17 protein-coding genes and 1 tRNA gene are annotated in these 16,365 nt (G+C 68.8%); 10 read left to right on the top strand and 8 right to left on the bottom strand.

Annotation, left to right across the window (positions count from 1 at the left end):
* Positions 1-189: 189 nt before the first annotated feature.
* Entirely contained in the window at positions 190-2,718 is a 2,529-nt protein-coding gene (locus tag FB561_RS00690; RefSeq protein ID WP_145801910.1) for a penicillin acylase family protein, read from the top strand.
* Between the two features lie 33 nt (positions 2,719-2,751).
* Here FB561_RS00690 and FB561_RS00685 read toward each other — a convergent pair whose 3' ends face one another.
* The 3 genes from FB561_RS00685 to FB561_RS00675 are packed head-to-tail and all read right to left on the bottom strand — an operon-like array spanning position 2,752 to position 5,336.
* Positions 2,752-3,813: a serine hydrolase domain-containing protein gene (locus tag FB561_RS00685; RefSeq protein WP_145801908.1), complete on the bottom strand. Its 1,062-nt coding sequence runs from the start codon at positions 3,811-3,813 to the stop codon at positions 2,752-2,754.
* Positions 3,813-4,745: an aminoglycoside phosphotransferase family protein gene (locus tag FB561_RS00680; RefSeq protein WP_145801906.1), complete on the bottom strand. Its 933-nt coding sequence runs from the start codon at positions 4,743-4,745 to the stop codon at positions 3,813-3,815. The genes FB561_RS00685 and FB561_RS00680 overlap by 1 nt, the downstream gene beginning before the upstream one ends.
* A 30-nt stretch (positions 4,746-4,775) precedes the next feature.
* Entirely contained in the window at positions 4,776-5,336 is a 561-nt protein-coding gene (locus tag FB561_RS00675; RefSeq protein ID WP_145801904.1) for a 5-formyltetrahydrofolate cyclo-ligase, read from the bottom strand.
* A gap of 68 nt (positions 5,337-5,404) precedes the next feature.
* Between FB561_RS00675 and FB561_RS00670 the strand changes: the two genes are divergently transcribed.
* The 8 genes from FB561_RS00670 to FB561_RS00635 all read left to right on the top strand — a co-directional run bounded on the left by FB561_RS00670 (position 5,405) and on the right by FB561_RS00635 (position 11,371).
* The gene (locus FB561_RS00670) at positions 5,405-6,793 is read left to right on the top strand and encodes a UTP--glucose-1-phosphate uridylyltransferase (protein ID WP_145801902.1); all 1,389 of its coding nucleotides are present in this window, start codon (positions 5,405-5,407) and stop codon (positions 6,791-6,793) included.
* A 57-nt stretch (positions 6,794-6,850) separates the two neighbouring features.
* Complete coding sequence (locus FB561_RS00665) at positions 6,851-7,330, top strand: GNAT family N-acetyltransferase (protein WP_145801900.1); 480 nt, start codon at positions 6,851-6,853, stop codon at positions 7,328-7,330.
* Complete coding sequence (gene glp, locus FB561_RS00660) at positions 7,327-8,553, top strand: molybdotransferase-like divisome protein Glp (protein ID WP_145801898.1); 1,227 nt, start codon at positions 7,327-7,329, stop codon at positions 8,551-8,553. Before FB561_RS00665 ends, glp begins: the two co-directional genes overlap by 4 nt.
* Entirely contained in the window at positions 8,550-9,116 is a 567-nt protein-coding gene (gene moaC / locus FB561_RS00655; RefSeq protein WP_272952523.1) for a cyclic pyranopterin monophosphate synthase MoaC, read from the top strand. Before glp ends, moaC begins: the two co-directional genes overlap by 4 nt.
* The gene (locus FB561_RS00650; protein ID WP_145801896.1) at positions 9,113-9,601 is read left to right on the top strand and encodes a MogA/MoaB family molybdenum cofactor biosynthesis protein; all 489 of its coding nucleotides are present in this window, start codon (positions 9,113-9,115) and stop codon (positions 9,599-9,601) included. The genes moaC and FB561_RS00650 overlap by 4 nt, the downstream gene beginning before the upstream one ends.
* Positions 9,601-10,218, top strand: a complete 618-nt coding sequence (locus tag FB561_RS00645; RefSeq protein ID WP_145801894.1) for a GNAT family N-acetyltransferase — start codon at positions 9,601-9,603, stop codon at positions 10,216-10,218. Before FB561_RS00650 ends, FB561_RS00645 begins: the two co-directional genes overlap by 1 nt.
* A gap of 98 nt (positions 10,219-10,316) precedes the next feature.
* Entirely contained in the window at positions 10,317-11,150 is an 834-nt protein-coding gene (sepX, locus tag FB561_RS00640; RefSeq protein WP_145801892.1) for a divisome protein SepX/GlpR, read from the top strand.
* Between the two features lie 145 nt (positions 11,151-11,295).
* Positions 11,296-11,371 (top strand) — tRNA-Ala (locus FB561_RS00635).
* A gap of 978 nt (positions 11,372-12,349) precedes the next feature.
* On the opposite strand, the gene FB561_RS00630 is transcribed toward FB561_RS00635, so the two are convergent.
* Entirely contained in the window at positions 12,350-12,790 is a 441-nt protein-coding gene (locus FB561_RS00630; protein WP_145801890.1) for an Imm1 family immunity protein, read from the bottom strand.
* A gap of 266 nt (positions 12,791-13,056) precedes the next feature.
* Between FB561_RS00630 and FB561_RS00625 the strand changes: the two genes are divergently transcribed.
* On the top strand, positions 13,057-14,310 hold the full coding sequence (locus tag FB561_RS00625) for an IS110 family RNA-guided transposase (protein WP_145801888.1): 1,254 nt from the start codon (positions 13,057-13,059) through the stop codon (positions 14,308-14,310).
* An 11-nt stretch (positions 14,311-14,321) separates the two neighbouring features.
* On the opposite strand, the gene FB561_RS00620 is transcribed toward FB561_RS00625, so the two are convergent.
* From FB561_RS00620 to FB561_RS00605, 4 genes are all read right to left on the bottom strand, one after another.
* On the bottom strand, positions 14,322-15,188 hold the full coding sequence (locus tag FB561_RS00620) for a DddA-like double-stranded DNA deaminase toxin (protein WP_145801886.1): 867 nt from the start codon (positions 15,186-15,188) through the stop codon (positions 14,322-14,324).
* Positions 15,189-15,206: 18 nt separating this feature from the next.
* Positions 15,207-15,449, bottom strand: coding sequence for a hypothetical protein (locus FB561_RS00615; protein WP_238334588.1), 243 nt, complete (start codon positions 15,447-15,449; stop codon positions 15,207-15,209).
* Between the two features lie 245 nt (positions 15,450-15,694).
* A complete protein-coding gene (locus FB561_RS00610) occupies positions 15,695-16,123 on the bottom strand; it encodes a hypothetical protein (protein ID WP_145801882.1) in 429 nt (142 codons plus the stop codon).
* Entirely contained in the window at positions 16,107-16,295 is a 189-nt protein-coding gene (locus FB561_RS00605) for a hypothetical protein (protein WP_145801880.1), read from the bottom strand. Before FB561_RS00605 ends, FB561_RS00610 begins: the two co-directional genes overlap by 17 nt.
* Between the last annotated feature and the right edge of the window lie 70 nt (positions 16,296-16,365).

Here is a 16,365-nt window from a genome sequence, read left to right as displayed (position 1 = left end):
AACTCGGCGCCGGGTCGTGGACGCTCCGGACCGGCTCCACCCGAGGTCCGTCCCCGCTGCCGGCCCGGTCTGGACCGGATCGCCGCGAGCGCGCCGGAGGGAGGAGTTCGGCCGCCCCGAACGAGTACGGAGGGTAAGGGGCCGGTATCTGCATTTGGGGTGCGGGGCGGCATTCTCTAAGTTTGGTCCGTGCGTCGGCTGCTTCGAGTCATCATCCTGAGCGGTATCGTGCTCGCCACCCTGCTGCTGGTGGTGGCCGGTACCGGGGTTTTCGTGGTCCGTCACTCGTTCCCGAGCTACGACGGGACCATCGAGCTGGCGGGTCTGGACGCGGACGTCGAGGTGGTCCGCGACGCCAACGGCATCCCGCAGATCTATGCGGACAAGCCGGCCGACCTGTTCGCGGCACAGGGCTATGTGCACGCTCAGGACCGGTTCTTCGAGATGGACTTCCGCCGGCACGTGACGTCTGGACGGCTCTCCGAGCTGTTCGGCCGCGACGCGCTGGCGACCGACAAGTTCGTCCGGACCCTCGGCTGGCGGCGGATCGCCGAGAAGGAGCTCGGGCTGCTCAGCCCGGCCACCCGGCAGTACCTGGACGACTACGCCCGCGGCGTGAACGCGTACCTCGACGGGCACTCCGGCTCCGGCCTCAGCCTCGAGTACGCCGTGCTCTCGCTGAAGGGGACCGACTACCGTCCGCAGCCGTGGACCGCGGCGGACTCGCTGGCCTGGCTGAAGGCGATGGCGTGGGACCTCGGCGGCAACATGACCGAGGAGATCACCCGGACCAAGCTGGCCGCGACGATGCCCGCTCGCACCATCGACTCGCTCTACCCGGCGTACCCGTACGAGCGGAACGAGCCGATCCTGCCCGGCGGCACGGTGGCCAAGGGCAAGTTCACCACCACGCCGGTGGAGAGCCAGGCGCCCGGCCGCGCGATGCTCACCCAGGACCTGCTGAAGTCGCTCGACAGCGTCGACAAGGTGGCCAAGGCGCTGCCGACGTTGCTCGGCCGCGGCGACGGGATCGGGTCGAACGCCTGGGTCGTGTCCGGTGAGCACACCACCACCGGCAAGCCGCTGCTCGCCAACGACCCGCACCTCGGCGCGACGATGCCGGGGATCTGGTCCCAGGTCGGGCTGCACTGCAACAAGTTCAGCGTGCAGTGCCCGTTCGACGTGTCCGGGTTCAGCTTCTCCGGGTTGCCGGGGGTCGTGATCGGGCACAACAGCGCGATCTCCTGGGGCTTCACGAACCTCAACCCCGACGTGATGGACCTGTACCTCGAACGGATCACCGGCAACGGCGTCCTCTACAACGGCAAGGTCGAGCCGCTGCGGACCCGGACCGAGACGTTCAAGGTGGCCGGCCAGGACGAGGAGGAGAAGATCACCGTCCGGGAGACCCGGCACGGCCCGCTCATCTCCGATATCGAGGACGACGCCAAGGAAGCCGGCGCCCTGGCCGCGAAGGGCAAGAGTTCGGCCCCGTACGGGATCTCGCTGCGCTGGACCGCGCTCACCCCGGGCCGGACCGCGGACGCGATCTTCGCGCTCAACCGGGCGCAGAGCTGGACCGCGTTCCGGACCGCGGCCACCCTGTTCGAGGTCCCCTCGCAGAACCTGGTCTACGCCGACCGCGAGGGCCACATCGGGTACCAGGCGCCCGGCAAGGTCCCGCTCCGCCGGGTCGGTACCGGGGACTGGCCGGCGCCCGGATGGGACCCGAAGTTCGACTGGGCCGGGTACATCCCGTTCGAGGCGATGCCGACCGAGTTCGACCCGGCCGACGGCGTGATCGTCACCGCGAACCAGGCGGTCGTGCCGAAGTCGTACCAGTACAACTTGACCAACGACTGGGACTACGGGTACCGCTCGCAGCAGATCCTCGAGCGGATCCGGGCGGCCGGCAAGCTGGACGCCGAGAAGATGGCCTCGATCCAGCTGGACACCAAGAACCGCAACGCCGAGACGCTGGTGCCGTACCTGCTCCGGATCGGCATCGAGGACGACTTCGACAAGGCCGGCCAGGACATTTTGCGTGGCTGGGACTTCACCCAGCCGGCCGACTCGGCTCCGGCGGCGTACTTCAACATCGTCTGGCGCAACCTGCTCGCGCTGACCTTCCACGACCAGCTGCCGGAGTCGGCCTGGCCGGACGGCGGGTCGCGCTGGTTCGAGGTGGTCCGCAACCTGCTGGTCCAGCCGAACAACGCCTGGTGGGACGACCTGCGGACCCCGCAACGGGAGAGCCGCGACGACATCCTGCGCGAGGCGCTGGTGGACGCCCGGGCCGAGATCACCACCAAGATGGCCCGTGAACCGGACAACTGGCAGTGGGGCCGGCTGCACAAGCTGACCCTGACGAACCAGACGCTGGGCAAGTCCGGCATCGGCGTGGTGGACCGGCTGTTCAACCGCGGCCCGTACGAGCTGGGCGGCGGCGCGTCGATCGTCAACGCGACCTCGTGGAACGCGGCCGAGGGGTACGCCGTGACCGCGACGCCGTCGATGCGGATGGTGGTCGACCTGGCCGACTTCGACAAGTCGCGCTGGATCAACCTGACCGGCGTCTCCGGCCACGCCTTCACCGACAATTACACGGACCAGACCGACCTCTGGGTCAAGGGCGAAACCCTGCCCTGGGCCTTCACCAAGGGCGCGGTCGAGGCCAAACGGGAACACACCCTCACCTTCACCAAACCCAACCGCTGACCGTCACCCGTCCGGCCGGTTCACCAGGACGGTTCACCAGGACGGGTCGACGACGGCGGCGAAGAGCTCGGGTGGCCAGGTCCAGAGGGCTTGGGTGGTGAGGACGAGGGTGACGGTCCGGGGTGCGGGCGCGTTCGTCCAGAGCGAGCCGAGTCCGCCGCCCCAGCCGTAGCTGTCCGCGCTCGGTGAGACGCCGAAGCCCCAGCCGTCGCCGTCGAGGAACGCGGTCGCCGCTTCCCGCTGCGCCGCGGTCAGGTGGTCGGTCGTCATCAGCTCGACCGCGGCCGGCGAGAGAATCCCGTTGCCCCCAGCAAGCAACATCGCCGCAAACGCGTGGAAGTCGTCCGCCGTCGACACCAGCCCACCACCCGCGTCCGGAAACACCGGCGGCTCCGCCCACTGACTCCCCACCGCCGAGTCGAGTACTTCACCGTCAGCGTAGAGAGTGGTCAGCCGACCGAGGTCGGTCGCGGTGAATCCGGTCGACGTCATCCCCAACGGGCCGAAGAACCGTTCCCTCAGGTACTCCTCCAACCCCTTCCCCGCGGCCCGCGCGACCAGGACGCCAAGCACATGCGAACCGGTCGAGTACAGCCACCGCTCACCTGGTTGGTACTGCAGCGGCATCGTCCCCAGTCGCCGCATCCACTCGTCCGGGTCCCACGGAGTCCGCGGCTTCGGTGGTCCGAACGTCCGCAGTTCCAGCTCCGCCTCCAGCGCCCGCAGACCCGGATGATCCGTCTCGCCCAGACCGAGCCGGTGCGTCAGCAGATCCTCCACGGTGATCGGACGCGCCAGCGGCACCGTGTCGTCGATCGGCCCGTCCGGCTGCCGCAGTACCCGCATCGCCGCGAGCTCCGGAAGCAGCTCGTCCACCGGCGCGTCCAGGCGAAGCCGGCCCGAGTCGACCAGGGTCATCGCCGCGGCCGCCACGATCGGCTTCGTCAACGACGAGATGCGGAACACGCTGTCCCGCCGAAGCGGCACACCGTCGACCGCCGACCGCCCGTGCACCTCGACCGACGTCTCACCGTCCCGGCTACGCAACGCGACCACACCCGAGACGGCGCCCTGCTCCACGAACGACTCGAACATCACAACCCTCCCGCGAAGGGCGTGTCCCGCCACGCGTCGATCGTCATCTTCAACCCCTCGGCGAGCTCCGGCAGCTGCGGGACCAACGGCAGGCACGCCATGAACTGGAGCGTCCGCGCGGTATCCATCACCTGCAGGATCTGCTGGTCGTGCCCAGGACGCCCCAGCCGCGCGGCCGCCTCGTCGTACTTCGCGGCGAGCTCAGGACCGAATCCGGCGAGGTCCCACTCGACCGGGCCGAGTCCCGCGTCCTCGAAGTCCGACCACAGCACGCCGTCCGCGGTGGGGATCACGTTGTACGCCGGTGCGTCGCCGTGGATCGGCTGCACCCGCGCAGCGGGGAACCGCTGCTCGAACCCGGCCCGGCTCATCACTACCGGCTCCAAGGTCGCCCACTCCTTCTCGATGCGGTCGTAGTCGGCCGGTTCGAGCAGCGCGGTGTCCCGCGGCAAGTCGCGCAGTACCTCGGGGACTGAGTCGAGCGCCGGCATCCACGGCAACTCACCCTGGTACCCGGCGAGTACGGCGTGCAGTTCGGCGGACAGCGCGGTCCCGTGGTCGTAGTCGGGTGCCGCGGACTTGTCGTGCTCGACGTACGTCCAGAACGTCATCGACAACCCGTCGCGCTGCACCGGCCGGAGCGGGACGAGCGGTGTCGGCGTGACCACCAGGTGCCCCTGGTCGGCGAGCCACCGGGCCAGGTCCAATTCCTTCTGCAGGCGCTTCACGGCGAGCGCCGGAGCGAGCGACGAGCCCGGCAGGACAGCCGGGATCCGGGCCACCACCGGCGACGGCTTCAGGTGGACCACGACCGAGAACACGTCGTACAGCACGGTCGGGTCGGTGACGGTCAGGCCGAGCTCCTTGGCTGCGGCCGCGGCGGTTCGGACGGCGTGGTCGGCGCGGGCGGCTCGTTCGGTGCTGGCTGTCATCGGACCATCCTGCCAGCACGCTCCGTGATCTCAGCCGGATGACCTCAGCCGGATCAGCCGGGTCGGGGTGAGCGCGGCGTGCACGAGTTGGTCGTGCGGGTCCGCCGGGACCGAGTCGAGGACCTCGTTGTCGTACACGGCTGCCCAGATCGGTACCCCGGCCGGTACCCGGGCGAGCGCGCGGTCGTACGAACCGCCGCCGCGGCCCAGCCGGACCCCGGTACGGTCCACCGCGACGGCCGGGCAGATCACCAGGTCTGCGGTGCCGATCGCGGACTCGCCGAGGTCGATCGGCGGCTCGGTCAGTCCGAGCCGGCCCGGGACCAGGTCGGCCGCGCCCGGCGCGAGACCCCAGCCGAGGTCGTTGTCGGCGTACAGGATCGGCAGCAGCACCTCCTTGCCCTCGGCCAGCAGCCAGTCGATCAGCGCCCCCGTTTGCGGCTCCGGGCCGAGGGCTACATACAGGGCTATCCGATCCGCCTGCCGGATCTCGGTGGTGGTGCGGGCCGCGTCGAGCAAGCCCTTTCCACCGGGATGGGCACGGCGGGCCGCGAGCAGTGACTGCCGGAGAGCAGCCTTGGAGGACGTCACGATGCGATCTTATGAAGCACGCCACGCGCTCGGCCGCACCCCGGCCCCGCCGACTAGTCTTATGTCGCATGAGTGAGGCGGGGCTACGTCAGGCACAGGAGAAGATGCGGGCGGCCGGAGCGGCCGAGGTCGCGATCAAGGTCTTCTCGCACTACTACCGGTTGCTGGAGTCGGGTCAGCAGGGCACGATCCGCGAGGACGACATCGACCCGGTCGGTGACCTGCCGCACCTGGATCACCTGGACCCGGCCCCCGACGCGGTCCGCGCCGCACTTGCCGAGACGGTGGTGATCAAGCTCAACGGCGGCCTCGGCACCTCGATGGGCGTGACCGGACCGAAGTCGGCGCTGCCGGTCAAGGACGGGCTGAGCTTCCTCGACATCATCGCCCGGCAGATCCTCAGTACCCGCAAGGCGTACGACGTGCCGCTGCCGCTCGTCCTGATGAACTCGTTCCGCACCCGGGAGGAGTCGCTCGCCATCCTCGGGGAGTACGCCGAGCTCCCGGTCGACGGACTGCCGCTGGACTTCCGGCAGAACATGGAGCCCAAGCTCCTCGAGGCCGACCTGACCCCGGCGGAGTGGCCGGCCGACCCCGAGCTGGCCTGGTGCCCGCCGGGCCACGGTGACCTGTTCACCGCGCTCGTCGCCTCCGGCGCCCTGGACGCGCTGCGGGAGCGTGGTTTCCGGCACGCGTTCATCTCCAACGCCGACAACCTCGGCGCGACGCCGGACGGCCGGATCGCCGCCTGGATGGCCGAGCACGACGTCCCGTTCGGGATGGAGGTGTGCCGGCGGACCAGGTCCGACCGCAAGGGTGGCCATGTCGCGGTCCGCAAGTCCGACGGCCGGCTGATCCTGCGGGACAGCGCGCAGGTCCACCCTGACGACACCGGCTCGTTCCAGGACGTGAGCCGGCACCGGACGTTCAACACGAACAACCTGTGGATCGACCTGGACCGGCTGGCCGACCTGATGTCCGGGCACGACGGCGTCCTCGGCCTGCCGATCATCGTGAACCACAAGACCCTCGACCCGGCCGACCCGTCCTCGCCGAAGGTGATCCAGCTGGAGACCGGGATGGGGACCGCGATCGAGACGTTCGAGGGCTCCCAGGCGGTGCTGGTGGACCGGAGCCGGTTCAAGCCGGTGAAGACCACGAACGACCTGCTGGTGCTGCGCTCCGACGTGTACGAGCTGGCCGACTCGGGTGAGCTGACCACGACGCACGAGGGCGACGAGCCGTACGTCGACCTGGACCCGGACCACTTCAAGGTGCTGGCCGAGTTCGAGACCCGGTTCCCGGCCGGCCCGCCGTCGCTGGTCCGCGCCGACCGGCTCGCGGTCCACGGTGACGTTGCCTTCGGCAAGGACGTGGTCGTGGTCGGCGACGTCGAGGTGACCGCGCCGACCGGTACCAGGCTCCAGGTCGCCGACGGAAGTGAGCTGCGCGGCTGAGCCTCGGCGGGCGGTCCGTTGGTTAGAGTACTGACGGCCTAACCGTGGGGGAGTGGCGTGGACGATCTGCTGATCCGGCCGATGGAGCCGTACGACACCGACGAGGCCGCCGCGCTCTGGTGGCGGTCCCGGCATGCCGAGGGGGCGCAGCTACCGCCGGCGATCCACACCGAGGACCAGGTCGCCACCTGGTTCGCCGAGGTGCTGCTGCCGGACGGAGAGACCTGGGTCGCGCTCGACGACGGCCGGATCGTGGCCGTGCTCACGCTCGACGGTGACGACCTGGACCAGTTGTACGTGGACCCGGACGCCGCCGGACAAGGGATCGGCTCGACCCTGGTGGACCTGGCGAAGGACCTCCGTCCCGGTGGCCTCGCGCTGTGGACGTTCCAGAGCAACCTGCGCGCTCAGCGGTTCTACCGGCAGCACGGCTTCACCGAGGTCCGGCGTACCGACGGAGCCGCGAACGAGGAGCGGGCACCGGACGTGAGGATGGTCTGGGGAGCGCATCCGGAACGACTAGAGTCACAAGCGTGAAGCGGAGCGTTGACGAGCATCTGGAAGTAGTCCTGGGCCGGGTGCGGGCCCTGCCGCCGTTCGAGCAGCCGCTGATGGAGGCGCTCGGCCTGGTGCTCTGCGAGGACGTGGTCTCCCCGGTGAGCCTGCCGGGCTTCGACAACTCGGCGATGGACGGGTACGCCGTGCAGGCGGGCGATCTGGCCGGGGCCGACCCGGACAACCCGATCACCCTGCCGGTGGTCGGCGAGATTGCGGCCGGGCGGAGCGAGCCGATCGTGGTCACGCCGGGGACGTGCGTGCGGATCATGACGGGCGCGCCGATGCCCCGCGGCGCCGACAGCGTCGTACCGGTGGAGTGGACCGACGGCGGCACCGTGAACGTACGGATCGCGCAGCAGCCCGCGCTGGGAGCCTCGGTGCGCCGGGCCGGTGAGGACGTGCGAGCGGGGGACAAGGTGCTGGACTCCGGCACCGTGCTGGGTCCACGCCAGATCTCCGTACTCGCCGCGGTCGGCCGTGCTCGCGTGACGGTCCGCCCGCGGCCCCGTGTGGTCGTGGTGTCCACCGGTGCCGAGCTGCGCGAGCCGGGGGCCCGGTTGGGCGAGGGGCAGATCTACGACGCGAACAGCTACACGCTCGCCGCCGCCGCTCGGCAGGCGGGGGCCGTGGTCTACCGGGTCGGGATCGTGGACGACGACCCGAAGAAGATCATGGACACGCTGTCCGACCAGCTGGTCCGGGCCGACGTACTGGTGACCACGGGCGGCGTCAGCAAGGGCGCGTACGACGTGGTCAAGGAGGTACTGACCAAGCTCGGCACCATCGACTTCCCCGAAGTGGGGATGCAGCCCGGCAAGCCGCAGGGGTTCGGCGTGATGGGCGAGGACGACGTGCCGATCTTCACGCTGCCGGGCAACTCGGTCTCGGCGTACGTGTCGTTCGAGGTGTTCGTCCGGCCGGCGCTGCGCAAGCTGATGGGTGCGATGCCGTACCGCCGGACGCCGGTGCAGGGGATCTCGCTGGACGGGTTCGCCTCGCCGGCCGGGCGGCGCCAGTTCGTCCGCGCCGCGGCCAGGCCGGGCGACGAGGGCTGGATGGCCAGTACAGTCGGCGGGCACGGCTCACACCTGCTCGGCGGGCTGAGCCGGTCGAACGCGCTGATCGTGGTGCCCGAGGACGTCACCTCCGTCCGGGCCGGCGACCAGGTGGAGCTGTGGCTGCTGGACGAGGAGACCGGATGACCGACGCTGGTACTGGGCCTGGGCCGACTTCTGGTGCGGACCCGACGGCCGGTGCGGAGCCGGCGGCCGGGGCCGGGCGGGACGAGGCCGGGGCGGGTGGGCTGACGCATGTGGACGCGGCCGGCGCGGCCCGGATGGTGGACGTGTCGGCGAAGGCCGAGTCGGCCCGCCGCGCCGTTGCCTCCGGCAAGGTCTACGTCGCGGCGGAGGTGATCGAGGCGCTGCGCGGCGAGGGGGTACCGAAGGGCGACGCGCTCGCGGTGGCCCGGATCGCCGGGATCATGGGCGCGAAGCGGACGCCGGACCTGATCCCGCTCTGCCACCCGATCGCGCTGACCGGGGTGAAGGTGAACCTCGAGGTCGCCGACGACGCGGTGCTGATCGAGGCGATCGTGAAGACCACCGACCGGACCGGCGTCGAGATGGAGGCCCTCACCGCGGTGACGGTGGCCGGGTTGTCCGTCATCGACATGATCAAGGCGATCGACCCGGCCGCGGTGCTGTCCGACGTTCGGGTGGAGACCAAGGACGGCGGGAAGACCGGCCACTGGGAGCGACCGTGAGAGCCCTCGTCATCAGCATCTCGAACCGCGCGGCCGCGGGTGTGTACTCCGACACCACCGGGCCGTTGATCGCCGAGCGGCTCACCTCGTGGGGCTTCGAGACCGACGGGCCGCAGGTCGTCCCGGACGGCGCCCCCGTCGGGACGGCGTTGCTGGCCGCGGTCGACGCGGCGTACCAGGTGGTGGTGACGACCGGCGGGACCGGGATCTCACCGACGGACGAGACGCCCGAGCGGACCACTGAGGTGATCGAGAGGGAGATCCCGGGCATCGCCGAGGCGATCCGCGCGTACGGCATCGCGCAGGGCGTACCGACCGCCGCCTTGTCCCGGGGGGTCGCGGGTGTCGCGGGCGGCACCGTGATCGTGAACCTGCCCGGTTCGCGCGGCGGCGTGAAGGACGGCCTCACCGTGCTCGAGCCGATCCTCCGGCACGCGGTCGAACAAGTTGCCGGAGGCGACCATCCCCGGACGGATGAGGGCTGATGGCAATCATCCACTGGCCCGTCGAACTGCAGCACGGACAGGTCGGGCTCCGTCCGCTCCGTGCCGGTGACGGTGCCGAGTGGAGCGCGGCCCGCCAGCGCAACGTGAGTTGGCTGCGGCCGTGGGACGCGACCCAGCCGCCTGGTGCCGAGGACGGCGCGCGAACGTTCCGCGCCATGGCACGCGACTGGAACCGGCAAGCGCGGTTCGGGCGGATGCTGCCGTTCGTCATCACGTACGGCGGTGCCGCCGGCCTCGGTCCGAAGGCGAAGTGGCCGTTGGTCGGCCAGCTGACCGTGTCCGGGATCACCTACGGCTCGGCGCGTTGGGCGAACCTCGGGTACTGGGTCGACGAACAGTACGCGGGCCGTGGGATCGTGCCGACCGCGGTCGCGCTCGCGGCGGACCACTGCTGGTTCACGCTCGGCCTGCATCGGATCGAGGTCGCGATCCGGCCGGAGAACAAGGCGAGCCTGCGCGTCGTGGAGAAGCTCGGCTTCCGGTACGAGGGGGAGCGGCCGCGGTTCCTGCACATCGACGGGGACTGGCGCGATCACCGGATCTTCGCCCTCAACGCCGAAGAGGTCGGTCCTGGTCTCGTAGCGCGACTGCGTTGACCACAGAGCGTGGCTATTCACACCAGTCACACGAGTCTTCTTGCGACACACCGTCTCACGTACCCGACGTGGACCCCCCTGGGTCTTAGCGTCGTCGCATGGGGACGACAGGGTTGATCTATGTGGCGATCGTCGCCGCGTGGGCCGCCTACCTCGTCCCGATGTTGCTGAAGCGCAACGACGAGGCCAGCCGGCGCCGCTCGGTGGCGGCGTACTCGTCGGAGAACGCGCGCGTGCTTTCCCGCCAGGACGGGTCGCGCGCGAAGTACGTGGTTCGACCCCCGGGCTCGGCAGACGTCCCGGCCGATGTGGTTCCCGACGCGGAGCCGCCGCCGCCGAAGAAGTACGTCCCGAACCGAGCCCGCCGGGTGGCCGCCATGCGCCGCCGGCGGGTGCTGTCGATCCTGACCCTTTCGCTGCTGTCGGTCGTCGCCCTCGCCGGACTGAAGATCCTGCTCTGGTGGAGCGTCGCGATCCCGGCCGGGCTGATCGTGGCCTTCGTCGTGATCACCCGCGTGCAGCTCCGCCGGCAGGCCCGCGAACGCGCCGCCCTCGCGGCCGAGCGCCAGGCCCGCGCCAAGGCCCGGCACGACCGCGGCCCGGCGACGGCACCGGTGACCTCACCCGACAACGAGATGACCGTCGAGGTGAAGCTGCCGGCCGCCCCGGAGCCCGTGGTACCGGAGAAGAAGCCGACCGCGCCCGTGTCGTCGGAAGCGCTGTGGGACCCGGTCCCCGTGACGCTGCCCACGTACGTGCACAAGGAGAAGGCCCCGGACCGCACGGTCCGCACCATCAACCTCTCCGGCCCGGAGGTCTTCTCGTCCGCCCGCATCGTCGAACCGACCGAGCTCGAGGACGCCCCCGTCGTCCCGGACCCGGTGGTCGAAGAGCCCGTCGAACCGGAGATCAAGCGCGCCGTCGGCGACTGACCCTCCACCCATCGTCACCCCGCTGCCCGCCGGCCCGTTGGTCGGCGGGCAGCGGTCTGTCCGGGGCCGGGCAGAATGGATTTCGAACCACCGCCTCTCGCGTGTTAGAGTTTCGCGGTCGCCAAGGAACAATGGCGACAAGCCTGGGGCTGTGGCGCAGTTGGTAGCGCGCTTCGTTCGCAACGAAGAGGCCAGGGGTTCGAATCCCCTCAGCTCCACCAGAAGTGTCTTATTCACACCCGACCCCGGCGGATCCCGCCGGGGTTTTGTGTTGCCCGGGGATGTCGGACCGTCGGCAGGGGTGGTGTGTCCGTCATCTGGAGGGATCCGCGCCCGGATCGCCCTGGGTTGGTCTGGACGCGGCTGAGGCGGCCATTGGAGGCGTCTGAGAGGTCATCTGGTCAAGAAGGGCCGTGAACGGTTCGTCGAAGATCGCTTGATCGACGATGCCGTCCTCGCCGAGTACTCAAACGTGCCTCCGCGACCGGTGTTGCGTGTGTAGACCATGTGGCCGTGGCATCCAGAGCAGAAGATTGACCCACGCAGATTCTGCGGCGTACCGAGCGCGCTTCATCAGGATCGCCATCGTCTCGTACTGGGGGGCAACGACTATCTGCGGATCTGTGGATAACTCAGTCGAGCCGTACCCGGCCGTCGGGGTCCTGATCGACGGCCGAGTTCGCTGACCTTTGCTCGGGCGTCGACTGGCGAGGTCCACGTCGCAACGAGTCGCACGGATACGATGAAGCCTCGCGCAGGCTGACGCTTGGCGAGAAGAGCGGCGCTGATACAAGGGGAAGTCAGCACGGGCTCTGCGGTTGGGAGTTCGGCCGATCAGCTCGCGAGATGAATCAGTTCCTCAAGCTCGCGCGGTACAGGCGGGCATGCCCACTACAAGCGGAGCTGGGAAACCCGCACCTGGAGCGACGAGAACTGTGGGCGGCCATTGGAGCTGAGGTGAAACCCGCCGCGAAAGAGTTGTAGGACGGGTTACGAAACACGAGTCGGCCAGTCCGCCGACGCATGACATTCCTGAGGGGGTGGCGCCTCGGCACAGCATATTGGGGCGGGCTGACAATAATGTGCGCGGTTCAAACGGCTGACGCGGGACGTGCATCGGTTTGGCGCGTAGCGGGAAGATGCCTCACGCGTGGGCTTGTCTCATCCCCCGGGAGGGTCCACGCGGGACGGCCAGGCGTTCAACGCACCCCCTCCGGCCACAGCCGCCACTTGAACGATTCTGGCCGTGCGCCATCGCCTTCGATGAACTCCCGTACCGCCTGTCGCACCTGCTCGATGCTGACTTCGGAATCCTTTGGCCATGCTTCACCGTGCGTTGCGTAGACATAGAACATCTCGTCACGCTGGCTGGCGACTCCTGGTACGTACGTCACGTCCTGGTCATCGCCGCCGGCGTAGCGGATCCCGCCCACTTGAGCTTCGACGTTGACGGCTATCCGCATCTCATGGTCAGGCAGTCCGGCCATCAGCGGACGGCCGTCGGCGTACAGGGTGGCAACGGAGTAGTCGAAAGACTCGCTCAGGAGCGCATCCACTAGAGCATCGGCATCGCTCGTTTTGGTGAGCACGATGGGATCATCGTCGTGCTCGTGCCGGAAGAACGCTTCCACCCTGCTCACTGGTGCACCATCCTTTGGTCAGTAACTGTGGATTGGTTGCTGATGCACCCGAGGTGCCGTCTGGTCACTGCCCTGCTCGCTTGACGTCTTGGACGTCCGTCATGAGATCTGCAGGGCCTGGCGGTTACCCGGGGCGTGCCGACCGTCGACAGGGCTGAGCGCCAGGGCTGTGTGCTGCGAGCGCCGATCAGTGAGCGAACCGGCAGCAGCGTCCCGGCACCACATAAGGGTGCCTCCCCACTGGGTCTAGCAGCGAGGAGGCTGACGTGAAGTCTGCCAGAAACACCCTGCCCGAAGAACCTCTCAACGCCGTCACAGCCGGCCTGGACTGGGCCCGCGACGACCACGCCGTATCGGTCGTCAACGCCCGCGGCCAAGAAGTCGACCGGTGCACCGTCGAACACACCGCCGCCGGCCTGCGCGACCTGATCGCCGTGCTGGGACGCAACGGTGTCGGCGAGGTCGCGATCGAACGACCCGACGGCCCGGTCGTCGATGCCCTTCTGCAAGCCGGTGTCACAGTGGTCGTGATCAGCCCGAACCAGGTCAAGAACCTCAGGAGCCGCTACGGATCGGCCGGCAACAAAGACGACCGATTCGACGCCTACGTCCTGGCCGACACCCTGCGCACCGATCGGGCCCGGCTCGCACCGCTCACCCCGGACAGCCCCGAAACCGTCGTACTGCGCCGCGCCTGCCGGACCCGCAAAGACCTCGTCGCTCACCGGGTCGCGGTCGCGAACCAGCTCCGCGCCCACCTGCGGAACGCTTTCCCCGGGGCAGTCGGGTTGTTCGCCGAGATCGATTCTCCGATCAGCCTGCAGTTCCTGACCCGCTTCGACACCCAAGACCGCGCCGACTGGCTCTCGCCGAAACGCCTCGGCGCCTGGCTGGCATCGGTCGGCTACTCCGGCAAGAAAGACCCTGCCGCGCTGCACACCTACCTGCTCGCCGCACCCCGCGGTGCGACCGGCCACGACGCCACCTTGAACGCCCAGATCACCCACGCCCTGGTCGCACTGCTCACCACGCTGGTCGACCAGATCAAAACCCTCACCGGCCAGATCAGCGACCAGCTCACCACGCACACCGATCAGCACATCTTCACCAGCCTGCCCCGCTCCGGCCGCGTCCGCGCCGCCCGGCTCCTGGCCGAGATCGGCGACTGCCGCGCCCGCTTCCCCACCCCCGAAGCCCTCGCCTGCCTGGCCGGAGCCGCACCCTCGACCCGGCAATCGGGCAAACTCCGCACGGTCAGCTTCCGCTGGGCCTGCGACAAACAACTCCGCGACGCCGTCACCGACTTCGCCGGCGACTCCCGACGAGCCAACCCCTGGGCAGCCGACCTCTACGACCGAGCCCGATCCCGAGGCCACGACCACCCCCACGCCGTCCGCATCCTCGCCCGCGCCTGGCTGTTCGTCATCTGGCACTGCTGGCAAAACAACACCGCCTACAACCCCACCAAACACAACGCTCTGCAACACATCCTCAACCCCACCCAGCAGGAGGCGGGTTGACACAGGGCTTCTCATGACTGCTCCCGTTCTGCTGGTGGTTGAGGATACGTTTTCTTGAACCCGTCAGGGCCGAACACTGTCAAGGTCGACCCCGGCGGAAGAATCAGGCCAATCAATGCCCGGCATCCCCACTTGCCCGGACACGGCAGTTTGTTGACCATAATCGTCTCGTGCTTCAGGCCCCGAACTCGCATTCGCATCGCGAATTTTGTTTCCACATGCGACGGCGTCGTGATGCTATCACCGTTCCTCGGCGGAATTCCGAGGTCGCGTAGGAAATCCGCCGCCTTCTGGAACCATTCATCATGTTGGCCGCTGACCAGTAGCTCCTCGCTGCCGTCTTTATCAACCCACAGGCCGCGGGTCTTCGGTTGAGTGAGCTCAGACTCTTCCCGGCGCGGAAGCTTCTGCTGTAACCGGTACCCTTCCTCGTCGCTGATCCGTCGTCCCGGCGATAGTTCCTCCGGGATGGTCTCATCGCCGGCCACCGTGGTCTTGTCTGCTTCTTGCTTGTCGTCTCTGTCGTCCTGCCGCTGGGGTTCTCGAGGCAGCTTGTCTCCGCCTGCGTCAAGCCGCCGTTGACCCGTCGAGCCTCCGGCTGGCTTGGCGGTTCGGATGCCGCTCACCATCTGCTCGACCCACTCCTTCGCTCGGGCCTCCGCCAGGGCCAGAGAGTGAGTAGACTCTTCGCAGCGTCGCGCCGCGTCGTCGAGGTGCATGGCGGCCGTGCGAGCGCTTGGGTTGTTGCTCTGGCTGCCAATCCACGCCGCGGCCTCGCGGCACTTCCTGGCCATGTCGTGCAGGTAGCCGACCGCCCGCGGCGCCTCGTTCAGGCAGGCAAGCAGCTGTTCGGCGACCCGCTGCAGCTCGGAGGGCATGTGCAGTGCCTCGGCCGGCTAAATCTGGTCGGCGTAGCTGCGGCAACCGGCTTCGGCGATCTGCAACGACTGCACCGCCTGGTCGACCGACCTGGCCGCGGCGTCCAGCATGGTGGCGATGTCCTGGTCGGCCCGCGTTGCTGTACCGCGGATCAGGGCTTGCACCTGCTGGCTGGATTGTTCGAAGCGCTGCTTGAAGCCAGCCAAACTGGCGGCGCCTTGCCGTGACTGGTCGGCCAGGCCGTTCAACTGCATCTTCATCTGTTCGACTTGGGACATATGTGTGCCTCACTTCCGAGCGGTGCCGAGTTGACGGGTGGAGCGGCTGGCGCAGGGCGACTTGCTTCACGCCCCGCGCCAGCCGGCATGTTGAGATCCCGGCCGAGTCCTCCACAGGGGAGAGGACGACTCGGACAAGGACCGATTCGAGGGCGGGGTCAGTGATTGTGCAGCGATCACACTGCGCGCCAGGAGGTGAGGACGAACTCGCCATCGATCCCACCGGTTCAGGGGGTGAGCACCAGGAGGCGGGCGCCGGTTGTCTGCTCGAACCAGTTGCGCAGACCGGTGGGCATGCCGAGCCCGGTGAAATGCAGCAGGCTCGGCAGCACGACTGCGGAGACTGCGTAGCGCCCGATCGCGTCGGCCAGCGCCTCGAATGCCGAGAGCCACTTGTCGGGTCGCTCGACGTAGATCTGGCCCATCTCGAAGCCTCGCACCTCCGCGAAGGCGGCCATGTCGCGCTCGAGTTCGATCACCTGGCTGTCGACGACCAGGAGATCGCGACGCAAGTAGCCGAGCAGCACCGGCCTGCTGAGATCCTCGGCGAAGCCGTTCAGCCCTCGTCCCGCCAACGGCGAAAGGTGTAGTTGAGACGCCGCCAGACTTGCGTCCACCAATGGCGCAGACGGGAGTTCGTCATTGGGTTCGGGCATCGGGGATTCCCGCGGGGATGGCTGGTTCGTTTGTTACCCGCAGGCTCAGGAAGCGTGACCGCATGCAGCCCGCGGCATCGGCCTCACCGATGTAGTCGGCGATCAGATGTTCACCGAGCCAAGCCCGGACGCGTCGGTCGGTCGGCAGCGGCATGTCCGCCGGCGGCGTCATTCGCCATGCACCTCCTCGACGATGTCGCGCAGCATGAAGCCATAGAAGATGGCGATGGCGATGACGAGTA

The organism is Kribbella amoyensis (genome assembly GCF_007828865.1).
Classification (GTDB): domain Bacteria; phylum Actinomycetota; class Actinomycetes; order Propionibacteriales; family Kribbellaceae; genus Kribbella; species Kribbella amoyensis.
Note: the sequence above shows the minus strand (reverse complement) of the source record. Positions and strands in the feature narration are given on the sequence as shown.